Source organism: Hyphomonas atlantica corrig., from assembly GCF_017795365.1.
GTDB lineage: Bacteria > Pseudomonadota > Alphaproteobacteria > Caulobacterales > Hyphomonadaceae > Hyphomonas > Hyphomonas atlantica.
In genome coordinates this window covers 3,419,262-3,437,251 of record NZ_CP051254.1, presented here as the reverse complement: position 1 = coordinate 3,437,251, position 17,990 = coordinate 3,419,262, and the positions used below count along the sequence as shown (strand labels likewise).

The window sequence follows — 17,990 nt, the reverse complement described above, 5'->3', positions numbered from 1 at the left end:
GATGCGTCAACCGAAGCGAACCAAATTCCGTAAGGCCTTCAAGGGCCAGATCCGGGGCAACTCCAAGGGCGGCACGTCCCTGGCGTTCGGCGAGTTCGGCCTGAAGGCTCTTGAGCCGGAGCGGGTCACCGCTCGCCAGATCGAGGCAACCCGCCGGGCTGTCACGCGTCACATGAAGCGTCAGGGCAAAGTGTGGATCCGTGTATTCCCGGACCTGCCAGTGTCTGCCAAGCCGATTGAAGTCCGGATGGGTAAGGGTAAAGGCTCCGTCGACCGTTGGGTCGCGCGCGTTGCCCCTGGCCGCATCCTGTTCGAAATCGACGGCGTGTCTGAGGAAATCGCTCGCGAGGCCCTGCGTCTCGGCGCTGCGAAGCTTCCGATCAAGACGAAAGTCGTCAAGCGGATCGAGGGTATCTGATCATGAAAGCCCAGGATGTAAGAACGAAAAGCGTCGACCAGCTCAAGGATGAGCTCGTCAAGCTGAAGAAAGAGCAGTTCAACCTGCGTTTCCAGACGGCCACCGGCCAGCTGGAAAAAACGGCCCGAGTGAAGGAAGTTCGCCGCGACATCGCGCGTGTGAAGACGATCCTTCGCGAGAAAGCCGAAGCAGGTCAGGCGTAGGAGAGCGATCATGCCAAAGCGTATTATGGAAGGCGTCGTGGTCTCCGCCAAACAGAACAAGACCGCAATCGTCCGCGTCGAACGGACCTTCACCCACCCGGTGATGAAAAAGATCGTTCGTCGCTCGAAGAAGTATCACGCCCACGATGAGGCAAACGCCGCTGTCGAGGGTCAAACCGTAACGATCCAGGAGTGTGTTCCACACTCCAAACTGAAACGCTGGGAACTTGTGACCGGCGGGGAAGGTGACGCATGATCCAGATGCAATCAAACCTTCGCGTCGCCGACAATTCCGGCGCGCGCCGCGTCCAGTGCATCAAGGTGCTGGGTGGTGCGGGACGCCGGTATGCGTCCGTCGGTGACGTGATCGTGGTGTCCGTGAAGGAAGCAATTCCGACCGGCCGCGTGAAGAAGGGTGACGTCCGCAAGGCTGTCGTCGTTCGCGTGGCAAAAGACATCAACCGCCCGGATGGCACGACCATCCGTTTCGACACAAACGCTGCCGTACTCATCAATAACAATGGTGAGCCGATCGGTACCCGCGTGTTTGGTCCGGTTCCGCGCGAACTTCGCGGCAAGAACCAGGTCAAGATCGCGAACATGGCCCCGGAGGTCTTGTAAGATGGCTGCTAAGATCAAAAAAGGCGACACGGTTGTCGTGATCGCTGGCCGCGACAAAGGTACCAAGGGCGAAGTCCTGAAGGTGCTGGTCGATGACAATCGCGTCGTCGTCCGCGGTGTGAACGTCGTCAAGAAGCACCAGAAGCCGAGCCAGATGGATCCCGGCGGTCTGAAGTCTTTCGAAGCACCGATCCACGTTTCCAACGTGGCCCACGCAGACCCGCGTGACGGCAAGCCGGTGCGTGTTGGTTTCAAAACGGATGAGCATGGTCGCAAGACACGCTTCGCCAAACGCTCAGGGGAGTCCATCGATGTCTGATGCATATGAACCCCGTCTCAAGAAGAAGTACCGCGAGGAAATCCGCGCGAAACTTCAGGAGCAGTTCAGGTATTCGAACCCGATGAAGGTTCCGAAGCTGGACAAGGTCGTGATCAACATGGGTGTCGGCGAAGCTGTTGCTGACTCCAAGAAGATCAAGTCGGCCCTGGCTGAGCTGGAGCTGATCGCGGGCCAGAAGCCTGTCGCCACCAAGGCACGCAAATCCATCGCCGGCTTCAAGCTGCGCGAAGGCATGCTGGTCGGTGCGAAAGTTACGCTGCGCCGTGAGCGCATGTACGAATTCCTTGATCGCCTCACCAATATTGCGCTGCCACGCGTGAAAGACTTCCGTGGACTGAACGGAAAAAGCTTTGACGGCATGGGCAACTACGCAATGGGCCTCAAAGAGCACATCGTTTTCCCGGAGATCAATTACGATCAGGTGGAAGATGTTCGCGGTATGGACATCATTGTCTGTACTACGGCTGAAACCAACGAAGAAGCCAAGGCACTCCTCGCCGAGTGTGGCTTCCCGTTCCGGAACTAGCGCCAGGAGATCTGCTGATATGGCAAAGAAGAGCGCAATCGAGAAGAACAAGAAGCGTCAGAAGCTTGTAGACAAGTACGCTGCGAAGCGTGCTGAGCTGAAGGCCGTCGCCATGAACGAGGATCTTCCGCTGGAAGAACGTTTCAAGGCTCGCCTCAAGCTGGCTGAACTTCCGCGCAACTCGGCACCAAACCGGGTTCGTAATCGCTGTGAAGTGACCGGGCGTCCGCGTGGTTACTATCGCAAACTTAAGATGTCGCGGATCGCGCTGCGTGAGCTTGGCTCAAACGGTCAGATCCCCGGTCTCGTGAAGTCCAGCTGGTAAGAGAGGAGGATATCAAAGATGAACATTTCTGATCCCCTCGGTGATATGCTGACCCGCATCCGCAACGCTCAGATGCGCGGCATGTCAAAGGTTGTCACCCCGTCTTCCAAGCTTCGCATCCGCGTGCTGGAAGTCCTCATCGACGAGGGCTTCATCCGCGGCTTTACCGAAGTCGAGAAAGACGGCCACAAGAATATTGAAATCGAGCTGAAGTACTATGAAGGCCAGCCGGTAATCTCGGAGATCAAACGTGTCTCCAAGCCGGGTCGCCGAGTGTACTCTTCTGTCTCCGACATTCCGCTGGTGCGCAATGGTCTGGGCATTTCGATCCTTTCGACTTCGAAAGGCGTGATGTCTGACAATGCGGCCCGCAGCGAGAATGTGGGCGGCGAAGTGCTCTGCCGCGTATTCTAGGAGAGCTATCATGTCACGTATTGGTAAACTCCCGATCGAAATCCCGAATGGCACGACCGTCACGGTCGAAGGCCAGACGATCAAGGCCAAAGGCTCCAAGGGTGAGATGTCTCTCGTCCTGTCCGAGCTGATCACGCCGAAGCTCGAAAACAACGAGCTGTCCGTCTCGCCGCGCGAAGACCTGGTTCAGGCTGCAAACGACCGCATTGAGGCTGAAAAGGCTCGTGGTCGCCGTCTGCCAACCTTCGCTGAAGCCCTGGACGCCCGCGCCCGTACGCAGTGGGGCACCGCACGTGCCCGCGCCGCGAACATCGTTGAAGGCGTGTCGAACGGTTATTCGAAGACTCTGGAACTGGTCGGGGTCGGTTATCGTGCCCAGATGCAGGGCACGGATCTTAAACTGTCGCTCGGTTTCTCGCACGACGTCATCTTCAAGGCGCCTGAAGGCATCAAGCTGGAAGCTCCGAAGCCGACCGAAGTGATCGTCTCCGGCGCTGACAAGCAGGCTGTCGGTCAGACGGCTGCGAAGATCCGCGAATTCCGTCCGCCTGAGCCGTACAAAGGCAAGGGTATCCGTTATCAGGGCGAATATGTCCGCCGTAAGGAAGGCAAGAAGAAGTAAGCCCATGAAAAGCTCACGCGATAAGATGCTGCGCCGCGCCCAGCGCGTTCGTACCAAGCTCCGGAAGGTCGCTGCAGGCCGTCCGCGCCTGTCGGTTGCGCGCAGCCACAAGAATATCTCCGCCCAGATCATCGATGACGAGAAGGGCATCACGCTCGCTTCCGCGTCGACGCTGGAGAAGGACGTGCTCGGTTCGGCCAAGACCGGTGGTGACACCGCAGCGGCTGCACTGGTCGGCAAGGCGCTCGCAGAGCGTGCGAAGCAGGCTGGTGTCGAGGACGTGATCTTCGATCGCGGCGGTTACATGTTCCACGGCCGGGTGAAAGCCCTGGCAGACGCCGCCCGTGAGGGCGGTCTCAAATTCTAAGGAGAGGCCCTATGGCTGAAGAAAGAGGAAGAGGCCGCCGGAATCGCGATCGCGACGAGGAGCAGTCTGACATCGTCGACAAGCTGGTTGGTATCAACCGCGTCGCGAAGACGGTTAAAGGCGGTAAGAATTTCGGCTTTGCAGCTCTGGTCGTCGTTGGTGACCAGAAGGGCCGCGCAGGTTTCGGCAAGGGCAAGGCCCGCGAAGTTCCTGAGGCGATCCGCAAGGCAACCGAAGAAGCCAAGCGCAACATGGTTCGCGTTCCGCTTCGTGAAGGCCGTACCCTGCATCACGACGGCAAAGGCCGTCACGGCGCAGGCAAGGTGGTGCTGCGTGCAGCCCCTCCCGGTACCGGCGTGATCGCAGGTGGTCCGATGCGTGCCGTCATGGAAGTGCTGGGTGTGCAGGACGTGGTCGGCAAGTCGATCGGTTCCTCCAACCCGTACAACATGGTACGTGCGACCTTTGACGCGCTTAAAGAGCAGAACAGCCCGCGGACCGTTGCGTCCAAGCGTGGCCTGAAGGTTCAGGATGTCGTCGGCCGCCGCAATGATGGCGCGTCCGAAGCCGGCATGGCTGACGCGACGAACTAGGGAAGGGCACGAGAATGGTCAAGAGCAAACTCACTGTCCGCCAGACTGGCAGCCCAATCGGCCGCAAGCCTGCGCAGCGTCAAACCCTGATGGGTCTCGGCCTCAACAAGGTCGGCCGCACCAAGGAACTCGAAGATACGCCAGCCGTGCGGGGCATGATCCGCAAGGTGGCTCACCTGGTTGAGGTGGTTGGCGAGTAATCGCCGCCATCTGCAGCCGCACGATATCGAAAGATTGACCGATGAAACTGAACGAACTGTCTCCCGCTGAGGGCTCAACAAAGAACCGCATGCGCGTTGGCCGCGGCGTCGGCTCTGGCAAGGGCAAGACGGCTGGTCGCGGTGTCAAAGGCCAGAAGTCCCGTTCCGGCGTTGCCGTCAACGGCTTCGAGGGCGGCCAGATGCCGATCTACATGCGTCTGCCAAAGCGCGGCTTCACCGCACGCAACTCCAAGACACATGCCTGGGTAAACCTCAGCCGTCTGGGCAAGGCGATCGACGCCGGCAAGCTGGACGCCAAGAATGTGACTGAAGAGTCGCTGGTGGCCGCTGGTCTGGTTCGCAATGTGCGCGATGGCGTGCGTCTGCTGGCCAAAGGTGACGCACCAAAGAATCTGAATATCACTGTGACAGGTGCTTCAAAGGCGGCTATCGAAGCTGTTGAGAAGGCTGGCGGCAAGGTGACCGTCACGGGCCCGGCAAAAGACGCTGCTGACGAATAATCGGCGGTTTTTACCGGTAACCCCTTCACAAATACTGTTTCGCCGCCGATTTAGGCGGCGAACGCTTTTTCAGGGAGGTCAAGCGGCCCATGGCGAACGCTGCTGAACAAATGGCTCGGAACATGAATTTCCGGAGCTTTGCCAAAGCCAAGGACCTGCAGAGCCGGATCCTGTTTACCCTCGGGATCCTGCTACTCTATCGTCTCGGAACTTTCATTCCGCTTCCGGGGCTCGACCCGTCCCAATACGCCCAATACTTCGAAAGCCAGTCAGGCGGCCTGCTCGGCAACATGAACATGTTTGCCGGTGGCGCGGTGGAGCGTATGGGCGTCTTCGCCCTGAACGTGATGCCTTACATCACGGCCTCGATCATCATCCAGATGCTGACGGCCACGTCTCCGACGCTTGAAAAGCTGAAGAAGGAAGGCGAATCGGGCCGCAAGCAGATCAACCAGTACACGCGTTACCTGACCCTTGGCTTCGCCCTGGTTCAGTCTTTTGCCATTGCTGGCGGCCTTGCCGGGTTCCGCATTGACGGCATCTCGTCCTGGTTCTTCATCCTGACCGGCGTCGTGACACTGACCGGCGGCACCATGCTGCTGATGTGGATGGGTGAGCAGATCACCGCGCGCGGCATTGGTAACGGCATCTCGCTGATCATTTTTGCCGGCATCATCGCGGAAATGCCGAAGGCGATCTTCAACCTGATCTCCCAGGCCCGCACAACGTCTGTGAACGTGGCCTTTGTCGTGGCGATTGCCGCCATGGTGATCGCGCTCGTCGTGTTCATCGTGTTCATGGAGCGCTCGCAGCGTCGTCTGCTGATCCAGTATCCGAAGCGCCAGCAGGCACATGGCGTGGCACAGGGCCAGAAGAGCTTCCTGCCGCTGAAGATCAACACGTCCGGTGTTATCCCGCCCATCTTCGCCTCTGCGATCCTGATGCTGCCACTGACGGCCGTCGGCTTCCTGGGTGGCAACCCGGCTGATGCCGAGGCAACGGGCGCCATGAGCGGCGTTCTGGGCTGGCTGGCGACGAATTTCGCGCCCGGCTCATGGACCTATATCGTGTCCTATGGCGCGATGGTGATCTTCTTTGCCTTCTTCTACACCTCCATCATGTTCAATCCTGAGGAGACGGCGGACAATCTGCGCAAGTATGGCGGATTCATCCCCGGTATCCGCCCAGGCTCGAACACGGCGGCCTATATCGACTATGTTTTGACCCGACTGACGACCATTGGTGCGCTGTACCTGATGTTCGTTTGTATCCTTCCTGAACTCCTGCGGCGATATTTCCCAGAGATACCTTTCTATATCGGCGGTACTTCTCTTCTGATCGTTGTGTCTGTTACGATGGATACAGTTACGCAAATTCAGTCGCATTTGATCGCGCACCAGTATGAGGGCATGATCAAGAAGTCGAAACTCGGGGGTCGTAAGAGATGAACCTAATTCTGTTCGGGCCGCCAGCGGCCGGGAAGGGCACGCAGGCGAAGCGACTGGTGGAGGAGCGCGGCTTCGTCCAGCTGTCTACCGGAGATATGCTTCGCGCAGCACGTGCCTCCGGATCGGAGCTCGGGGAAAAGGTTGCCAAGATCATGGATGAGGGTGGCCTGGTCTCCGATGAGATCGTGATCGCCCTGATTGATGAACAACTCGAAGTCCAGGCCGGTGCGCCTGGCTTCATCTTTGACGGTTTTCCGCGCACAGTCGGCCAGGCAGACGCCCTGGACCGCCTGCTGGAATCGCGTGGCAATGCTGTCAATCGCGTGGTCCGCATCCTTGTCGATGACGACAAGCTGCTGGCCCGTGTCACCAAGCGGTTCGAGGAACAGGGCCGAAAGGATGACAATCCCGAGACGTTCTCGAAACGGCTCGAAAAATACTATGAGGATACCGCGCCATTGGTGCCCATTTATGCCGAACGTGGCATCCTTGTAGAAGTCGACGGAATGGGTTCTATCGAGGCGGTTGCTGCCGCAATCGACGCGGCCCTGAAAGAGACGGCTTAAAGCTGGGATTCCGCGGTTGACGCGTTAATTTCCATCGCTATAAGCCTGTTTTCTTAGCTTTAGGCTTAATCGCCGGCGCGCAGGACGGACCATTTCCGGCTTGGCGCGCTCTTTATGTTTTGAACAGTCCGCTTGAGGAGAACCGGCCTTGGCCCGTATTGCAGGCGTAAATATTCCGACCAACAAGCGCGTTGAAATCGCGCTGCGGTACATTCATGGCATCGGTCCCGCCATGGCTCGCGAAATCATCGAGAAGGTCGGCGTCGATTCGACCCGCCGGGTGAGCGATCTGACGGACGCTGAAGTCATCAAGATCCGTGAAACCATCGATGCTGACTATCTGGTTGAGGGTGACCTTCGCCGCGATACGTCGATGAACATCAAGCGCCTCATGGACCTCGGTTCCTATCGTGGCCTGCGTCACCGTCGCAAACTGCCGGTTCGTGGCCAGCGTACCCACACCAACGCCCGCACCCGCAAGGGTCCGGCCAAGCCGATCGCCGGCAAGAAGAAATAGGGATAGTCTTCAATGGCTCGTGAAACGACCCGCGTCCGCAAGAGAGAGCGTAAGAACATCACCTCTGGTGTTGTTCACGTGAACTCCAGCTTCAACAACACCATGGTCACCATCACGGATGCCCAGGGCAACACGATCTCGTGGTCGTCCTCCGGCATGATGGGCTTCAAGGGTTCGCGTAAGTCGACCCCTTACGCAGCTCAGATGGCGGCTGAGGATGCTGCGAAGAAGGCTATGGAGCATGGCCTGCAGACTGTTGAAGTCAGCGTGCGTGGCCCAGGTTCTGGCCGTGAAAGCGCCCTGCGTGCGCTTCAGGCTGCTGGCCTGACCGTCACTGCGATCCAGGACACGACGCCAATCCCGCACAATGGATGCCGCCCGCCGAAGCGCCGCCGCGTCTAGTTCGTTTTTTCCCGGCGGCGCAATTGCGCGCCGCCTGTCTCACTTCTGAGGATCCGTCGCCCATGGCAGACATTGAAGCCACCAACGTCAACGACCGTAACTGGAAAGTGCTGATCCGTCCGAACCGTCCTGTCGTTCAGGCCGGATACGATGCGAAGCGCAAGGCGAAGCTCGTGATCGAGCCGCTTGAGCGTGGCTATGGCACGACCCTCGGCAACGCGCTGCGTCGCGTTCTGCTGTCGTCTCTCCAGGGTGCTGCGATCATTGGCGTTCAGATCGACAACGTCGTTCACGAATTCTCCGCGATCCAGGGTGTTCGCGAAGACGTCACGACCATCGTGCTGAACCTGAAGCAGGTCGCCATCTTCATGGAAAGCGACACGCCGAAGCGCATGGTGCTGAAGGCAAAAGGCCCGGGTGAAGTGAAGGCTGGCCAGATCGAAACGTCTGGCGATACGAAAATCCTGAACCCGGATCTCGTGATCTGTACGCTCGATGATGGCGCTGAAGTCCGCATGGAATTCACCGTTGCGACCGGCAAGGGCTATGTCCCGGCCGAGGCGCACCGTCCGGAAGACGCGCCCATTGGCTATATTCCGATCGACGCGATCTACAGCCCGGTCCGCCGCGTGGGTTATCAGGTTGAAGACACCCGTGAGGGAACGGTCCTCGACTATGACAAGCTGACCCTCGACATCGAAACCGATGGCGCGGTCACGCCGGAAGATGCAGTGGCCTATGCCGCGCGCATCCTGCAGGACCAGCTGCAACTGTTCATCAACTTCGAAGAGCCAACCGTTGATACGGGTACGCAGACCGAAGAAACCGATCTCGGCTTCAACCCGGTCCTGCTCAAGAAAGTCGATGAGCTTGAACTGTCTGTTCGCTCGGCAAACTGCCTGAAGAACGACAACATTGTTTACATTGGTGACCTTATCCAGAAGTCCGAAGCAGAGATGCTGCGCACGCCGAACTTCGGCCGCAAATCCCTGAACGAGATCAAGGAAGTCCTCGCCGGTCTTGGCCTGCACCTCGGCATGGAAGTGCCGGACTGGCCGCCGGAAGACATCGAAGGCCTCGCCAAGAAATACGACGACCACCTCTAGCCCACTGAGTAATCGGGGGCCTGACCACCTCCTTAAGGAACACGACAATGCGCCATCGCCTTGGATACCGTAAACTGAACAAGACGACATCGCACCGCAAGGCGATGTTCGCGAACATGGCTGCCAGCCTCATCGAGCATGAGCAGATCGTGACCACCCTTCCAAAGGCGAAGGAAATGGCTCCGCTCATGGACAAGCTGGTAACCCTCGCCAAGAAGGGTGACCTGACGGCTCGCCGCCAGGCCCTCGCGAAAGTCCGCAACGAGGACGCTGTCCGCAAGCTGTTCGACGTGATGGGCGAGCGCTACAAGGATCGCAATGGTGGCTACACCCGCGTTCTGAAAGCCGGCTTCCGCCACGGCGACAATGCACCGGTTGCTGTTCTGGAACTGGTCGACCGCGACGAGAGCGCCAAGGGCGCCGCTGACCGCGCACGTCACGAAGCAGAACTGGAAGCAATGGACGACTGAGTCCGGGTTTACCTGACAGAATTACAAAAAACCCCGGACGGAAACGTCCGGGGTTTTTTCTTTTCATTTTACAATGTGTTTGTCGGGCGGCACCAATCCTTCCGATTGGAGGATTTTCCAGGTTTCAGGTGCAAGACAGGTGAGTCCAGCGGTCGTAGTCTATTCCCGGAAGACGTGGGACAGGGAGTCTGACAGAGGTTTGACCAAGTACGACAGTACATTCCGGCTCTCTGTTTTCAAGCTGGCCTCGACAGGCATTCCAGGAAGCAAGTCCAGAGCCGGACCGGACTCTCCCGACAAGGTGATAACTGCCTCGAAAAAGCTGGCGCCGGTCACCGGGTCTGTTTTGGCATCAGCAGACAATTGGGCAATCTGACCGACGACTTTAGGCGTCTCCGACTGGTCGAATGCCGGAAATCGGAGGATGGCTTTCTGGCCCACGGACACGCGATCAATATCGGACGGCCTGACCTGGACTTTCGCAACCAGGCGGTCGCCTTCGGGAACGATGAACATGAGAGGATCAGAGGCCACTATCACACCCCCGACAGTATGGGCTCGCACGCCAATCACTCGTCCGCTGCGGGGCGCGCGGATGACCAGTCTTTTTTGCCTGTCCAGGTCGGCGTTAAATTGCTCTGACAGCACGTCGATATTCTTCTGCGTCTCCGTCAGATGTGACAGAATTTGTTCTTTTCTTTGCTGGGACAGTCCGATCAGTTCGTTGCGCGTCTCTCCGATCCGTACCTGTGTCGCGGCAATGTCAGAGCCAAGTGACTGAATCGCGCCCACTAGGCGTGCGCGTTCGCGTTTCAACGCGAGAACGCGAACCACGCTAGCATTTCCCTGACTGACCAAGGCCTCAAAACGGACGATCTCATCGTCAAGCAAGCTGTGCTGATCTTCCAGGGCCGCCGTTTGACGCTGCATGCCCTCAATTTGAGCCTGCAATTGCCGGATGCGCTGGTCCAGAATTTCGCTCTGGGTTTTCCATGAAGCCTGCCGTGTGCGGAAGAGGGATGTTTGCAAGTCCAGCGCAGACGACATTTGAGGTGTGTCGTGGAGCACAGAGAAGCCGTGACGGAGCGTCAGCGTGTTGCCTCCGTCTCGCTCTGCTACCAACCGGGCCTCTGTGGCCAGCAAATCAATCAGTTGCGATTCAGTGGCCCGGGTGGCTGCTTCTACAACCGTGCCGTCGAGGGAAATCAGGACCTGCCCCTGCGTGACACTGTCAGCTTCACTGACATGGATGGCTTTCACTATCCCGCCTTCCAGATGCTGCACGGCTTGCTGATTGCTTTCGACAGTGATCTGCCCCCGGCTCAGGACTGCGCCCTCAAACGGAGCAAAAATTGACCAGTAGGCGAGACCGCCGAACACAAGGCCCACGATTAGCCAACCGGTGCGGGCGGATCGCACGGCAGCTCGCCGGGCCAGAACGTCACGGTCTGGAGGAGACGGCAGGACATCAGCCATGGGACTCTCCCCGTGTGCCGATTGTACGTACTTTCAGGCCCGGCTGGCGCGAAGAAATCTCACGCAGGACTTCATCTTTCGGTCCGAACAGTTTTATCTCTCCGGCCTCCAAAAGAAGCAATTTGGTGCACTGTCGCAAAAGGGCTGGCTGATGGGCCACAATGATTGTGGTCGCCTGGCGTGCCTTCAGTCCGGCGATTGCTTCTTGCAAAGCGGCTTCGCCAGCCGTGTCCAGATTCGAATTGGGCTCATCCAGGATGACCAGAGCTGGAGCGTTGTAGAGGGCTCTTGCGAGTCCGATCCGCTGGCGCTGTCCTGCGGACAAATATGTGCCCCCTTCGCCGACATCGGTATCATAGCCATCCGGCAGGGACAGGATCAGTTCGTGGCATGCGGCGGCGTGCGCAGCGGACAGAATGGCATCGGCCGGGGCATGGGGATCAAATCGGCAGATATTGTCACGGACTGTGCCCGACAGCAGGTCGGTTTGCTGCGGCAGATATCCTGTTTGCTGTCCGCGACGGACCGGGTCGAGTGTCGCAATGTCGGCACCGTCCAGGCGGATCACGCCGTGCGATGCCGGCCAGATCCCTGTCAAAAGCTTGGCCAGTGTGGACTTGCCGGCTGCGCTGGGGCCGAGCACGCCCAGAACATCGCCTGGCGAAAGCGAAAAGGACAGGTTCCGGAGCACGGGAAGGGCCGCCCCGGGCGGGCCAGCATGCAGTGCGTCGATCGAAACGTGCCCTTTCAGGGGCGGCAGGGCCATTGACTGCATATCAGGTGCGGCGCGGCTCAGGGCCATTGAAAGTGCTTGCCAGGCGCTGCGGGCGGATATGATCGACTGCCATTGACCGACTATTTGCTCAATGGGGGCAATCGCGCGGCCCATCAGGATCGACGCAGCGATCATTTCTCCGGGCGTGGAAGAGCCATCGGAACTGGTTATTACAAACCAGGCACCGATGCCAAGGATTGCGGATTGCAGGAAAAGCCGGAAAGCCTTTGTGAGGGCAGCAAAGCCACTCAAGCGGTTGCGAGAGCTGAACAGGCTTGAATCGGATGCATCGAATACTTGCCTCCAGCGCGCCTTTACCTGTTCGCGCATGCCAAGTGCGTCTATGACCTCAACACTCCTGACCATTTCTCCTGCCCTTTGGCGCGCAAGCCGCTCCAGCGTGGCGTTCTCTTCCAATAATTTGGACGACAGGACCTGGTTCAGGACACTCAGCCCGAACAGGACCACAGCCCCGAACAACGCCCACAAGCCGAACAGCGGATGGAGCAGGAATAGGACGATCAGAAATATTGGGCTCCAGGGCGCATCAAACAATGCCGTCAGAGCCGGGCTGGCGATAAAGCGCCTGATCAGCCGCAAGTCCCGCAGCGGCCGGTCGGTAGCCTTGCCGGGATGGGAAACGCTCAGGTCGAGGGCAGCATCAGCCGAAAGGTTTCCCAACGAGGCCTCGAAGCGGGATGCTATGGCATTGAACAGGCTGGTCCGGATCCATTCGAGCGCGCCCCACGCCGTGTAGAGCACCAGCATCAACAGGGTAAGTGCGGCCAACGTCGGGACAGATTGTGAATTGAGCACGCGGTCATAGACCTGCAGCATGTACAGGGGGCCAGTCAGCATTAGGAGGTTTGTAAACCAACTGAACAGACCAATTTGCATGAATGTCGCCCGCGCCTGTGCCAGCGCGGCGAACAGCTTGCGCTCCGGCAAGGTATGTCGGGTGGCCTGGCCGGAAACGGCTGGTCCCTGATTGGTCATCATGTGTGTCCCTTTGACGCCATACTGGCATATCCGTTGGGCGTTTTGCCAGTATCGCAAATTTTGTGCCGCCCGCGCCGATTTGGCGGGCAGGCGTGCGCAAGGTTCACGTTTGTCGTGTCAGGCCCGGTGCGGTCTGGTCAAAACTCTCCTCTTGGGAGATGTTGTTTGACAGGCTGGGACAAAACCAGTGGCTATGTGCCGGGACAATCTATGGGTGTAGGAATATGGATGAGACGCTTCCCTCTTGGGTCGGCACCGACCTGATCGAGAACGGAGATTTTGAAGACAACCCTGTTACGGGGGCGTCGGGCTGGGGTCTGTTCGATGCGATCCCGGGCTGGATTGCGATCCAGGGGGATCTCGAGATCCAGAAGGGGGAGAATGCGGTTTCGGACCTGGGTGTTGCGGGCAATGGTCTTGTTGAACTGGCAGGCCGGGAGAACTCCGGTATCCAGCAGACAGTGACGGTGGCGGAGGGCCAGGAGGGGATCTACCTTCTGAGCCTGGACCATGCGCGGCGCCGGGATGACAACTGGATTGCGAGCTTTGACGTGCTTGTGGATAGTGTGGTCGTTGCGTCGGTTGATACGAGCGTGCAGGGCAGCGTGCAGCAGTTCGAGCTGGAAGTTGCGCTAACGGAAGGGGATCACACGATCGCCTTTGTGGAGACGAGCCGCAATGACGGGCGCGGTACGTTGATCGACAATGTCTCGCTGGTCGCCACGGGAGAGCCTTTGCCTGGGGTCGAGCCGGAGCCGCAGGGTCTGTCGCTGAGTCTGTCTGAAGGGGTGATTGCGGAAGATGGCTCGACGGTTGCGACGATCCTCCGGACGGGCGATGTGGGTCTGGATGCGCCTCTGGTGGTAAGTGTTGAAGTGTCAGGCGGGGACGAGGCGGCGCCGGCCGTGACGGAAGTGAGCTTCGCGGCGGGCGAGCTGAGCCGGGATGTCGTGATCAGCGGTCTTCTGGATGGTGTTGTGGACGGGTCCCAGGATGTAAACGTTGTGGTGCGCAGCGGCGTGCTGGAGGCGAGTGCGTCGCTGACGGTGACGGATGTGGATGTTGCGCCGGATCCGGAGCCGGGGGCGAACCTGATCGAGAACGGAGATTTTGAAGACAACCCTGTTACGGGGACGTCGGGCTGGGGTCTGTTCGATGCGATCCCGGGCTGGATTGCGATCCAGGGGGATCTCGAGATCCAGAAGGGGGAGAATGCGGTTTCGGACCTGGGTGTTGCGGGCAATGGTCTTGTTGAACTGGCAGGCCGGGAGAACTCCGGTATCCAGCAGACAGTGACGGTGGCGGAGGGCCAGGAGGGGATCTACCTTCTGAGCCTGGACCATGCGCGGCGCCGGGATGACAACTGGATTGCGAGCTTTGACGTGCTTGTGGATGGTGTGGTCGTTGCGTCGGTTGATACGAGCGTGCAGGGCAGCGTGCAGCAGTTCGAGCTGGAAGTTGCGCTAACGGAAGGGGATCACACGATTGCCTTTGTGGAGACGAGCCGCAATGACGGGCGCGGCACGTTGATCGACAATGTCTCGCTGGTCGCCACGGGAGAGCCTTTGCCACCGCCGCTCCCTGCGGACACATTGTCGTTTTCAGACGAAGCGGACGGCCGTCTGGTCGATCTGGGAAATGGCAGCTGGTCGATTCCGCTCAAATTTCTTCCGCTCGGTGACTCGATCACATACGGGATCGAGATTGGGCCAGCACAAGCGAATGATACGAGCCTGGGCGGATATCGGGATGACCTCTGGCAAAGTTTTGTCGCACAGGGCATCCTGATCGATTATGTCGGACGTCAGGCGACCGGCCCTGACAATCTGCTGGACCAGAATCACGAAGGCACGCCGGGCATCCGGGCAGACCAGATTGCGAACTATCTGGCGGCCCAGCTGCCCAGCTTCGTACCGGACGTCGTCTTGTTGATGGCAGGCACGAATGACTCCTATCAGCAAGTGTCCAATGCGGGCGAGACCACGCCGCAGGATATCGAACGTCTCATCAACATCATTCTTGCAGAGAACCCGGATGCCCAGATCTTCGTGTCCACTCTGTTGCCGCAGGATCCGGTGAATCCGCGAAATGCAGAGGCGTTGCCCGGACTGGCGGTGGCCAATCAGGGAATTATGGATCTTGTGGCGCGGTTGAATGCGGACGGCCTGACCAACATCCACTTGGTGGACATGAGCGACCTGTCCCTCGACCTGATCAGCGATGTCGGCCCGGACAACCGGAACGATGATGGTCTGCATCCGACCGATGAGGGTTATACGGAAATCGCGAGCCGTTGGTATGACGCGATCAATCAAGCCTTTGCAGACCTGGGGCTTGTCCTGGAAGGGGATGGCAACGCTATTGATTCCATCATCCAAAATGTCATTGGGTCAACCGGGAACGACTATCTTATCGGAGATGCACGGGACAATGACCTCAACGGCCTGGCCGGCAATGACATCCTCGATGGCGGGGCAGGGAATGATTCATTGACCGGCAGTTTTGGCCGGGACCTGTTCCGCGTATCCGAAGGGAATGATGTGATCACCGATTTTGATCCCTCGTCTGACTTTATCGATCTGAAAGGTACAGGTTTTACCTCTTTTTCGGAGATTTTGGCCGCCGCCGAACAGCAAGGCTCAGATGTTGTTTTGTTCGGTGACGTTGCAGAGATGGGTATGTTGACGCTGGAAGGCGTTCTGCTGTCGGATTTGTCAGAAGACCATTTTCTGTACGATTCCGGCGACACGGCAATCAGCGCAGTGACAATGGCGTCATCCTCAGGCAACACCATGACTGCCGTGTCCCATTCGGGCGAGGCGGAAGCGCATGGAGAGATTGTCGCTCTGTACAGTGATGCGGATTGGTTCGATTCCGACGGTGGCTCGCGCGAGTCCATGATGGATGACCGTGATTCAGGGGATTGGTCAGACAATGGAGTGGATGACTATTCCCAACCGCCGATCTGGGACGCCTGGACCTGACGAGCCCCTGCTTCGCTTGATGGAAGCTGGGTGGCCGTCAGTCACAAATCCAAGCTATATGGACGGTTCGTTCGTGTAGTGAATGGTGTAGTAGTGATGACAGAATGAAGGTGTGTCTTCGAAGCAGTCTTAGGCGCATCGGCGATAGTGCGCCGAACACGGTGCCCAAATCTCCCTGTATGTGGATCTTTCCGTGATCCATTCAGACCGCCGGACCGAAATGTCCGGGGTTTTTTCGTTTTCGGGCGCGGGCACCAAAGAAACTGTCATGCTGCGCAGGTAGGCGAGGGGCGGTTCGCACTCTCACCCGCGCCGGAGACACTTCATGAATCGTCTGCCCCGATCTGTTCGCCTGCCATCGGCGGTTTTTATTGCCTCTTCAGCCATCTTGCTGTCCGCCTGCAGCGCGCCTGCGCCAGCCGAGCGGGTTACCGTCGCGACGCCGCCGGCGAAGCAGGTCGCCAATGCCGGGGCCGAGCAGGATTCTGGTTTCACGATTGCCGTTTTGCCGGATACTCAGAATTATCTGGACTACACCCATCAGATGGCAGAGGGCTTTCCGTTCGACGCCAATGAGCTGTTCCTGGAGCAAATGCAGTACATTGCCCACAATCTGGAAAGCGAAGGCGGTGATATCGCCTTTGTTACCTCTTTGGGTGATGTCTGGCAGCATCAGACACTGGCGATGGACCCGGAGCATGCGGCGCGGGGCTTCAAGTCTGTTCCCAACCCGATCATGAACGCGCACCTCGCCCCCAGTGACAAGACCCTGACCGTGGAAATGCCGAAAGCCCATGAAGGCTTCAGCCTGATCGCGGGAAAGACACCCTTTTCTGTCGTTCCGGGCAACCATGATTACGACGCGATGTGGACCGATGCGAAGTTTCCGCCGAAGGCAACGAGCCCTGCAGAAGTCGACATGAATGATCTGGCGGGCTCGCTGGGAGTGCTTCATCCGGGCGGGTTGGAGAATTTCCGGTCCGTGTTCGGGGCCGAAACCGAATTCTTCAAAGACAAGCCCTGGTACGTTTCCAGCCATGATGGCGGGGCCGATAGCGCGCAGGTCTTCGAGGCGGGCGGGTATCGCTTCCTGCATATCGGCCTTCAGTTCGATCCCCCCAACGATACGCTGGCATGGGCTGCGTCCGTGATGGAGGCCTATCCCGGCTTGCCGACGATCATTTCTACGCATGACTATTTGAGACAGGATGGCGAGCGCGCACCGAACGCCATCGTGGACGGGCATGCGGTCGACCCAATCCACAATTCGCCTCAGATGGTCTGGGAAAAACTGATCAGCCAGAATGAGCAGATCTTCCTCGTTCTGTGCGGTCATCAGCACGGACAGGCGTGGCGTGTGGACGACAACGCCGCCGGTCGCAAGGTCTGGCAGGTGTTGGCGGACTATCAGGACCGGGGACAGACCGCGATTGAAGCGGGTGTGCAGTCCGCCTGGCCCGTTGGAATCGGTGATGGATGGATGCGTTTGATGCGCCTTGAGTTCGATGGCGAGACTCCACTGATGCGCGTGAAGACCTATTCCACCCACTACAGGAAGCTGAGCCGCGAAACCGAGCAATATGCAGACTGGTACAAGGCCCGCGAGCAGCCGCACCTTTCGGATGAGGCATTCCATGACGAAGATGATTTCGTCATCGAGCTTTCCGATTTTGTTGATCGGTTCGAACAAAGCGCCCGCGTGGTGGCGGACTAATCATCGCCTGAACTGCCCTGAAAGGCATTTGTTCGGTCAGCGGATGACTTTCACGGCCGCGAGGACGCCGTCGTGGCCGCGCAGACAGGTCTTGTGGAAGTGGTTCACACACTGAAACAAATTGTTTGCCTCAAAGGTTGACAACATGTCGCAGCGTGGTTTATACGCCCAATTCCTGTCAAGCTATTCATTCGTAAGCGGATGGTTTGGTGTATTTACCGGAAGAAACGAGATGAAGCTAAATTGTAGAAATACAAGCAGCTCCTCGCAGATGCGGGGAGTGCCATCAACGGCGCCCGCGCAGTGGCCGGTCGCCTCCTGATATCGACAATATCTGAACTTCGATGATTCCGAGCTGAAGAGATCAGCTTGCGGATCGTATG

General features: G+C 58.5%; 23 protein-coding genes. 21 read left to right on the top strand and 2 right to left on the bottom strand.

Annotated features, from left to right (window positions below; all coding sequences use genetic code 11):
• Position 1: 1 nt before the first annotated feature.
• From rplP to rplQ, 19 genes are all read left to right on the top strand, one after another.
• Positions 2–418 carry a 50S ribosomal protein L16 gene (rplP, locus tag HF931_RS16460; protein WP_027836776.1) on the top strand — a complete coding sequence of 139 codons (417 nt, stop codon included), beginning with the start codon at positions 2–4 and terminating at the stop codon, positions 416–418.
• A 2-nt stretch (positions 419–420) separates the two neighbouring features.
• Entirely contained in the window at positions 421–621 is a 201-nt protein-coding gene (gene rpmC, locus HF931_RS16455) for a 50S ribosomal protein L29 (protein ID WP_035551777.1), read from the top strand.
• Positions 622–631: 10 nt separating this feature from the next.
• Positions 632–877, top strand: a complete 246-nt coding sequence (rpsQ, locus tag HF931_RS16450) for a 30S ribosomal protein S17 (protein WP_035551780.1) — start codon at positions 632–634, stop codon at positions 875–877.
• Positions 874–1,242, top strand: coding sequence for a 50S ribosomal protein L14 (gene rplN / locus HF931_RS16445; protein ID WP_027836773.1), 369 nt, complete (start codon positions 874–876; stop codon positions 1,240–1,242). Before rpsQ ends, rplN begins: the two co-directional genes overlap by 4 nt.
• A gap of 1 nt (position 1,243) precedes the next feature.
• Positions 1,244–1,561: a 50S ribosomal protein L24 gene (rplX, locus tag HF931_RS16440; RefSeq protein WP_035551783.1), complete on the top strand. Its 318-nt coding sequence runs from the start codon at positions 1,244–1,246 to the stop codon at positions 1,559–1,561.
• Complete coding sequence (gene rplE, locus HF931_RS16435; protein ID WP_273241159.1) at positions 1,554–2,108, top strand: 50S ribosomal protein L5; 555 nt, start codon at positions 1,554–1,556, stop codon at positions 2,106–2,108. Before rplX ends, rplE begins: the two co-directional genes overlap by 8 nt.
• Positions 2,109–2,127: 19 nt before the next feature.
• Positions 2,128–2,433, top strand: coding sequence for a 30S ribosomal protein S14 (gene rpsN, locus HF931_RS16430; protein ID WP_035551788.1), 306 nt, complete (start codon positions 2,128–2,130; stop codon positions 2,431–2,433).
• 18 nt (positions 2,434–2,451) lie between these two features.
• The gene (rpsH, locus tag HF931_RS16425; protein WP_035551790.1) at positions 2,452–2,847 is read left to right on the top strand and encodes a 30S ribosomal protein S8; all 396 of its coding nucleotides are present in this window, start codon (positions 2,452–2,454) and stop codon (positions 2,845–2,847) included.
• Between the two features lie 10 nt (positions 2,848–2,857).
• Entirely contained in the window at positions 2,858–3,469 is a 612-nt protein-coding gene (rplF, locus tag HF931_RS16420) for a 50S ribosomal protein L6 (protein ID WP_035551793.1), read from the top strand.
• 4 nt (positions 3,470–3,473) lie between these two features.
• Complete coding sequence (rplR, locus tag HF931_RS16415; RefSeq protein ID WP_035551796.1) at positions 3,474–3,836, top strand: 50S ribosomal protein L18; 363 nt, start codon at positions 3,474–3,476, stop codon at positions 3,834–3,836.
• A gap of 11 nt (positions 3,837–3,847) precedes the next feature.
• Positions 3,848–4,429, top strand: a complete 582-nt coding sequence (rpsE, locus tag HF931_RS16410; RefSeq protein ID WP_027836766.1) for a 30S ribosomal protein S5 — start codon at positions 3,848–3,850, stop codon at positions 4,427–4,429.
• A 14-nt stretch (positions 4,430–4,443) separates the two neighbouring features.
• Entirely contained in the window at positions 4,444–4,629 is a 186-nt protein-coding gene (gene rpmD, locus HF931_RS16405) for a 50S ribosomal protein L30 (RefSeq protein WP_273241156.1), read from the top strand.
• A 41-nt stretch (positions 4,630–4,670) separates the two neighbouring features.
• Positions 4,671–5,150 carry a 50S ribosomal protein L15 gene (gene rplO, locus HF931_RS16400; protein WP_035551802.1) on the top strand — a complete coding sequence of 160 codons (480 nt, stop codon included), beginning with the start codon at positions 4,671–4,673 and terminating at the stop codon, positions 5,148–5,150.
• An 89-nt stretch (positions 5,151–5,239) separates the two neighbouring features.
• Entirely contained in the window at positions 5,240–6,598 is a 1,359-nt protein-coding gene (gene secY / locus HF931_RS16395) for a preprotein translocase subunit SecY (protein ID WP_035551804.1), read from the top strand.
• On the top strand, positions 6,595–7,164 hold the full coding sequence (locus HF931_RS16390; RefSeq protein WP_035551810.1) for an adenylate kinase: 570 nt from the start codon (positions 6,595–6,597) through the stop codon (positions 7,162–7,164). The genes secY and HF931_RS16390 overlap by 4 nt, the downstream gene beginning before the upstream one ends.
• A gap of 148 nt (positions 7,165–7,312) precedes the next feature.
• On the top strand, positions 7,313–7,681 hold the full coding sequence (gene rpsM, locus HF931_RS16385) for a 30S ribosomal protein S13 (protein ID WP_035551812.1): 369 nt from the start codon (positions 7,313–7,315) through the stop codon (positions 7,679–7,681).
• A gap of 12 nt (positions 7,682–7,693) precedes the next feature.
• Positions 7,694–8,083 carry a 30S ribosomal protein S11 gene (rpsK, locus tag HF931_RS16380; RefSeq protein ID WP_035551814.1) on the top strand — a complete coding sequence of 130 codons (390 nt, stop codon included), beginning with the start codon at positions 7,694–7,696 and terminating at the stop codon, positions 8,081–8,083.
• A gap of 62 nt (positions 8,084–8,145) precedes the next feature.
• Positions 8,146–9,189 (top strand): DNA-directed RNA polymerase subunit alpha, encoded by a 1,044-nt coding sequence (locus HF931_RS16375; protein WP_035551816.1) that lies wholly within the window; start codon positions 8,146–8,148, stop codon positions 9,187–9,189.
• A 47-nt stretch (positions 9,190–9,236) separates the two neighbouring features.
• Positions 9,237–9,659 carry a 50S ribosomal protein L17 gene (gene rplQ / locus HF931_RS16370; RefSeq protein WP_035551818.1) on the top strand — a complete coding sequence of 141 codons (423 nt, stop codon included), beginning with the start codon at positions 9,237–9,239 and terminating at the stop codon, positions 9,657–9,659.
• 159 nt (positions 9,660–9,818) lie between these two features.
• Here the strand turns inward: rplQ and HF931_RS16365 are convergent, their stop codons facing one another.
• Together HF931_RS16365 and HF931_RS16360 are read right to left on the bottom strand one after the other, a co-directional pair.
• Positions 9,819–11,135, bottom strand: coding sequence for an HlyD family type I secretion periplasmic adaptor subunit (locus HF931_RS16365; protein ID WP_273241152.1), 1,317 nt, complete (start codon positions 11,133–11,135; stop codon positions 9,819–9,821).
• Positions 11,128–12,909, bottom strand: coding sequence for a type I secretion system permease/ATPase (locus HF931_RS16360; RefSeq protein WP_273241151.1), 1,782 nt, complete (start codon positions 12,907–12,909; stop codon positions 11,128–11,130). Before HF931_RS16360 ends, HF931_RS16365 begins: the two co-directional genes overlap by 8 nt.
• A gap of 224 nt (positions 12,910–13,133) precedes the next feature.
• On the opposite strand from HF931_RS16360, the gene HF931_RS16355 reads away from it, so the two are divergent.
• Positions 13,134–15,893 (top strand): GDSL-type esterase/lipase family protein, encoded by a 2,760-nt coding sequence (locus HF931_RS16355; protein ID WP_273241149.1) that lies wholly within the window; start codon positions 13,134–13,136, stop codon positions 15,891–15,893.
• Positions 15,894–16,218: 325 nt separating this feature from the next.
• Positions 16,219–17,607, top strand: a complete 1,389-nt coding sequence (locus HF931_RS16350; protein ID WP_273241147.1) for a metallophosphoesterase family protein — start codon at positions 16,219–16,221, stop codon at positions 17,605–17,607.
• Positions 17,608–17,990 lie beyond the last annotated feature (383 nt).

Excerpts from the sequence above, each read along its gene's own strand:
- rplP (WP_027836776.1), top strand. The coding sequence starts at position 2 with ATGCGTCAACCGAAGCGAACCAAATTCCGTAAGGCCTTCAAGGGCCAG.
- rpmC (WP_035551777.1), top strand. The coding sequence starts at position 421 with ATGAAAGCCCAGGATGTAAGAACGAAAAGCGTCGACCAGCTCAAGGAT.
- rpsQ (WP_035551780.1), top strand. The coding sequence starts at position 632 with ATGCCAAAGCGTATTATGGAAGGCGTCGTGGTCTCCGCCAAACAGAAC.
- rplN (WP_027836773.1), top strand. The coding sequence starts at position 874 with ATGATCCAGATGCAATCAAACCTTCGCGTCGCCGACAATTCCGGCGCG.
- rplX (WP_035551783.1), top strand. The coding sequence starts at position 1,244 with ATGGCTGCTAAGATCAAAAAAGGCGACACGGTTGTCGTGATCGCTGGC.
- rplE (WP_273241159.1), top strand. The coding sequence starts at position 1,554 with ATGTCTGATGCATATGAACCCCGTCTCAAGAAGAAGTACCGCGAGGAA.
- rpsN (WP_035551788.1), top strand. The coding sequence starts at position 2,128 with ATGGCAAAGAAGAGCGCAATCGAGAAGAACAAGAAGCGTCAGAAGCTT.
- rpsH (WP_035551790.1), top strand. The coding sequence starts at position 2,452 with ATGAACATTTCTGATCCCCTCGGTGATATGCTGACCCGCATCCGCAAC.
- rplF (WP_035551793.1), top strand. The coding sequence starts at position 2,858 with ATGTCACGTATTGGTAAACTCCCGATCGAAATCCCGAATGGCACGACC.
- rplR (WP_035551796.1), top strand. The coding sequence starts at position 3,474 with ATGAAAAGCTCACGCGATAAGATGCTGCGCCGCGCCCAGCGCGTTCGT.
- rpsE (WP_027836766.1), top strand. The coding sequence starts at position 3,848 with ATGGCTGAAGAAAGAGGAAGAGGCCGCCGGAATCGCGATCGCGACGAG.
- rpmD (WP_273241156.1), top strand. The coding sequence starts at position 4,444 with ATGGTCAAGAGCAAACTCACTGTCCGCCAGACTGGCAGCCCAATCGGC.
- rplO (WP_035551802.1), top strand. The coding sequence starts at position 4,671 with ATGAAACTGAACGAACTGTCTCCCGCTGAGGGCTCAACAAAGAACCGC.
- secY (WP_035551804.1), top strand. The coding sequence starts at position 5,240 with ATGGCGAACGCTGCTGAACAAATGGCTCGGAACATGAATTTCCGGAGC.
- HF931_RS16390 (WP_035551810.1), top strand. The coding sequence starts at position 6,595 with ATGAACCTAATTCTGTTCGGGCCGCCAGCGGCCGGGAAGGGCACGCAG.
- rpsK (WP_035551814.1), top strand. The coding sequence starts at position 7,694 with ATGGCTCGTGAAACGACCCGCGTCCGCAAGAGAGAGCGTAAGAACATC.
- HF931_RS16375 (WP_035551816.1), top strand. The coding sequence starts at position 8,146 with ATGGCAGACATTGAAGCCACCAACGTCAACGACCGTAACTGGAAAGTG.
- rplQ (WP_035551818.1), top strand. The coding sequence starts at position 9,237 with ATGCGCCATCGCCTTGGATACCGTAAACTGAACAAGACGACATCGCAC.
- HF931_RS16365 (WP_273241152.1), bottom strand. The coding sequence starts at position 11,135 with ATGGCTGATGTCCTGCCGTCTCCTCCAGACCGTGACGTTCTGGCCCGG.
- HF931_RS16360 (WP_273241151.1), bottom strand. The coding sequence starts at position 12,909 with ATGATGACCAATCAGGGACCAGCCGTTTCCGGCCAGGCCACCCGACAT.
- HF931_RS16355 (WP_273241149.1), top strand. The coding sequence starts at position 13,134 with ATGGATGAGACGCTTCCCTCTTGGGTCGGCACCGACCTGATCGAGAAC.
- HF931_RS16350 (WP_273241147.1), top strand. The coding sequence starts at position 16,219 with ATGAATCGTCTGCCCCGATCTGTTCGCCTGCCATCGGCGGTTTTTATT.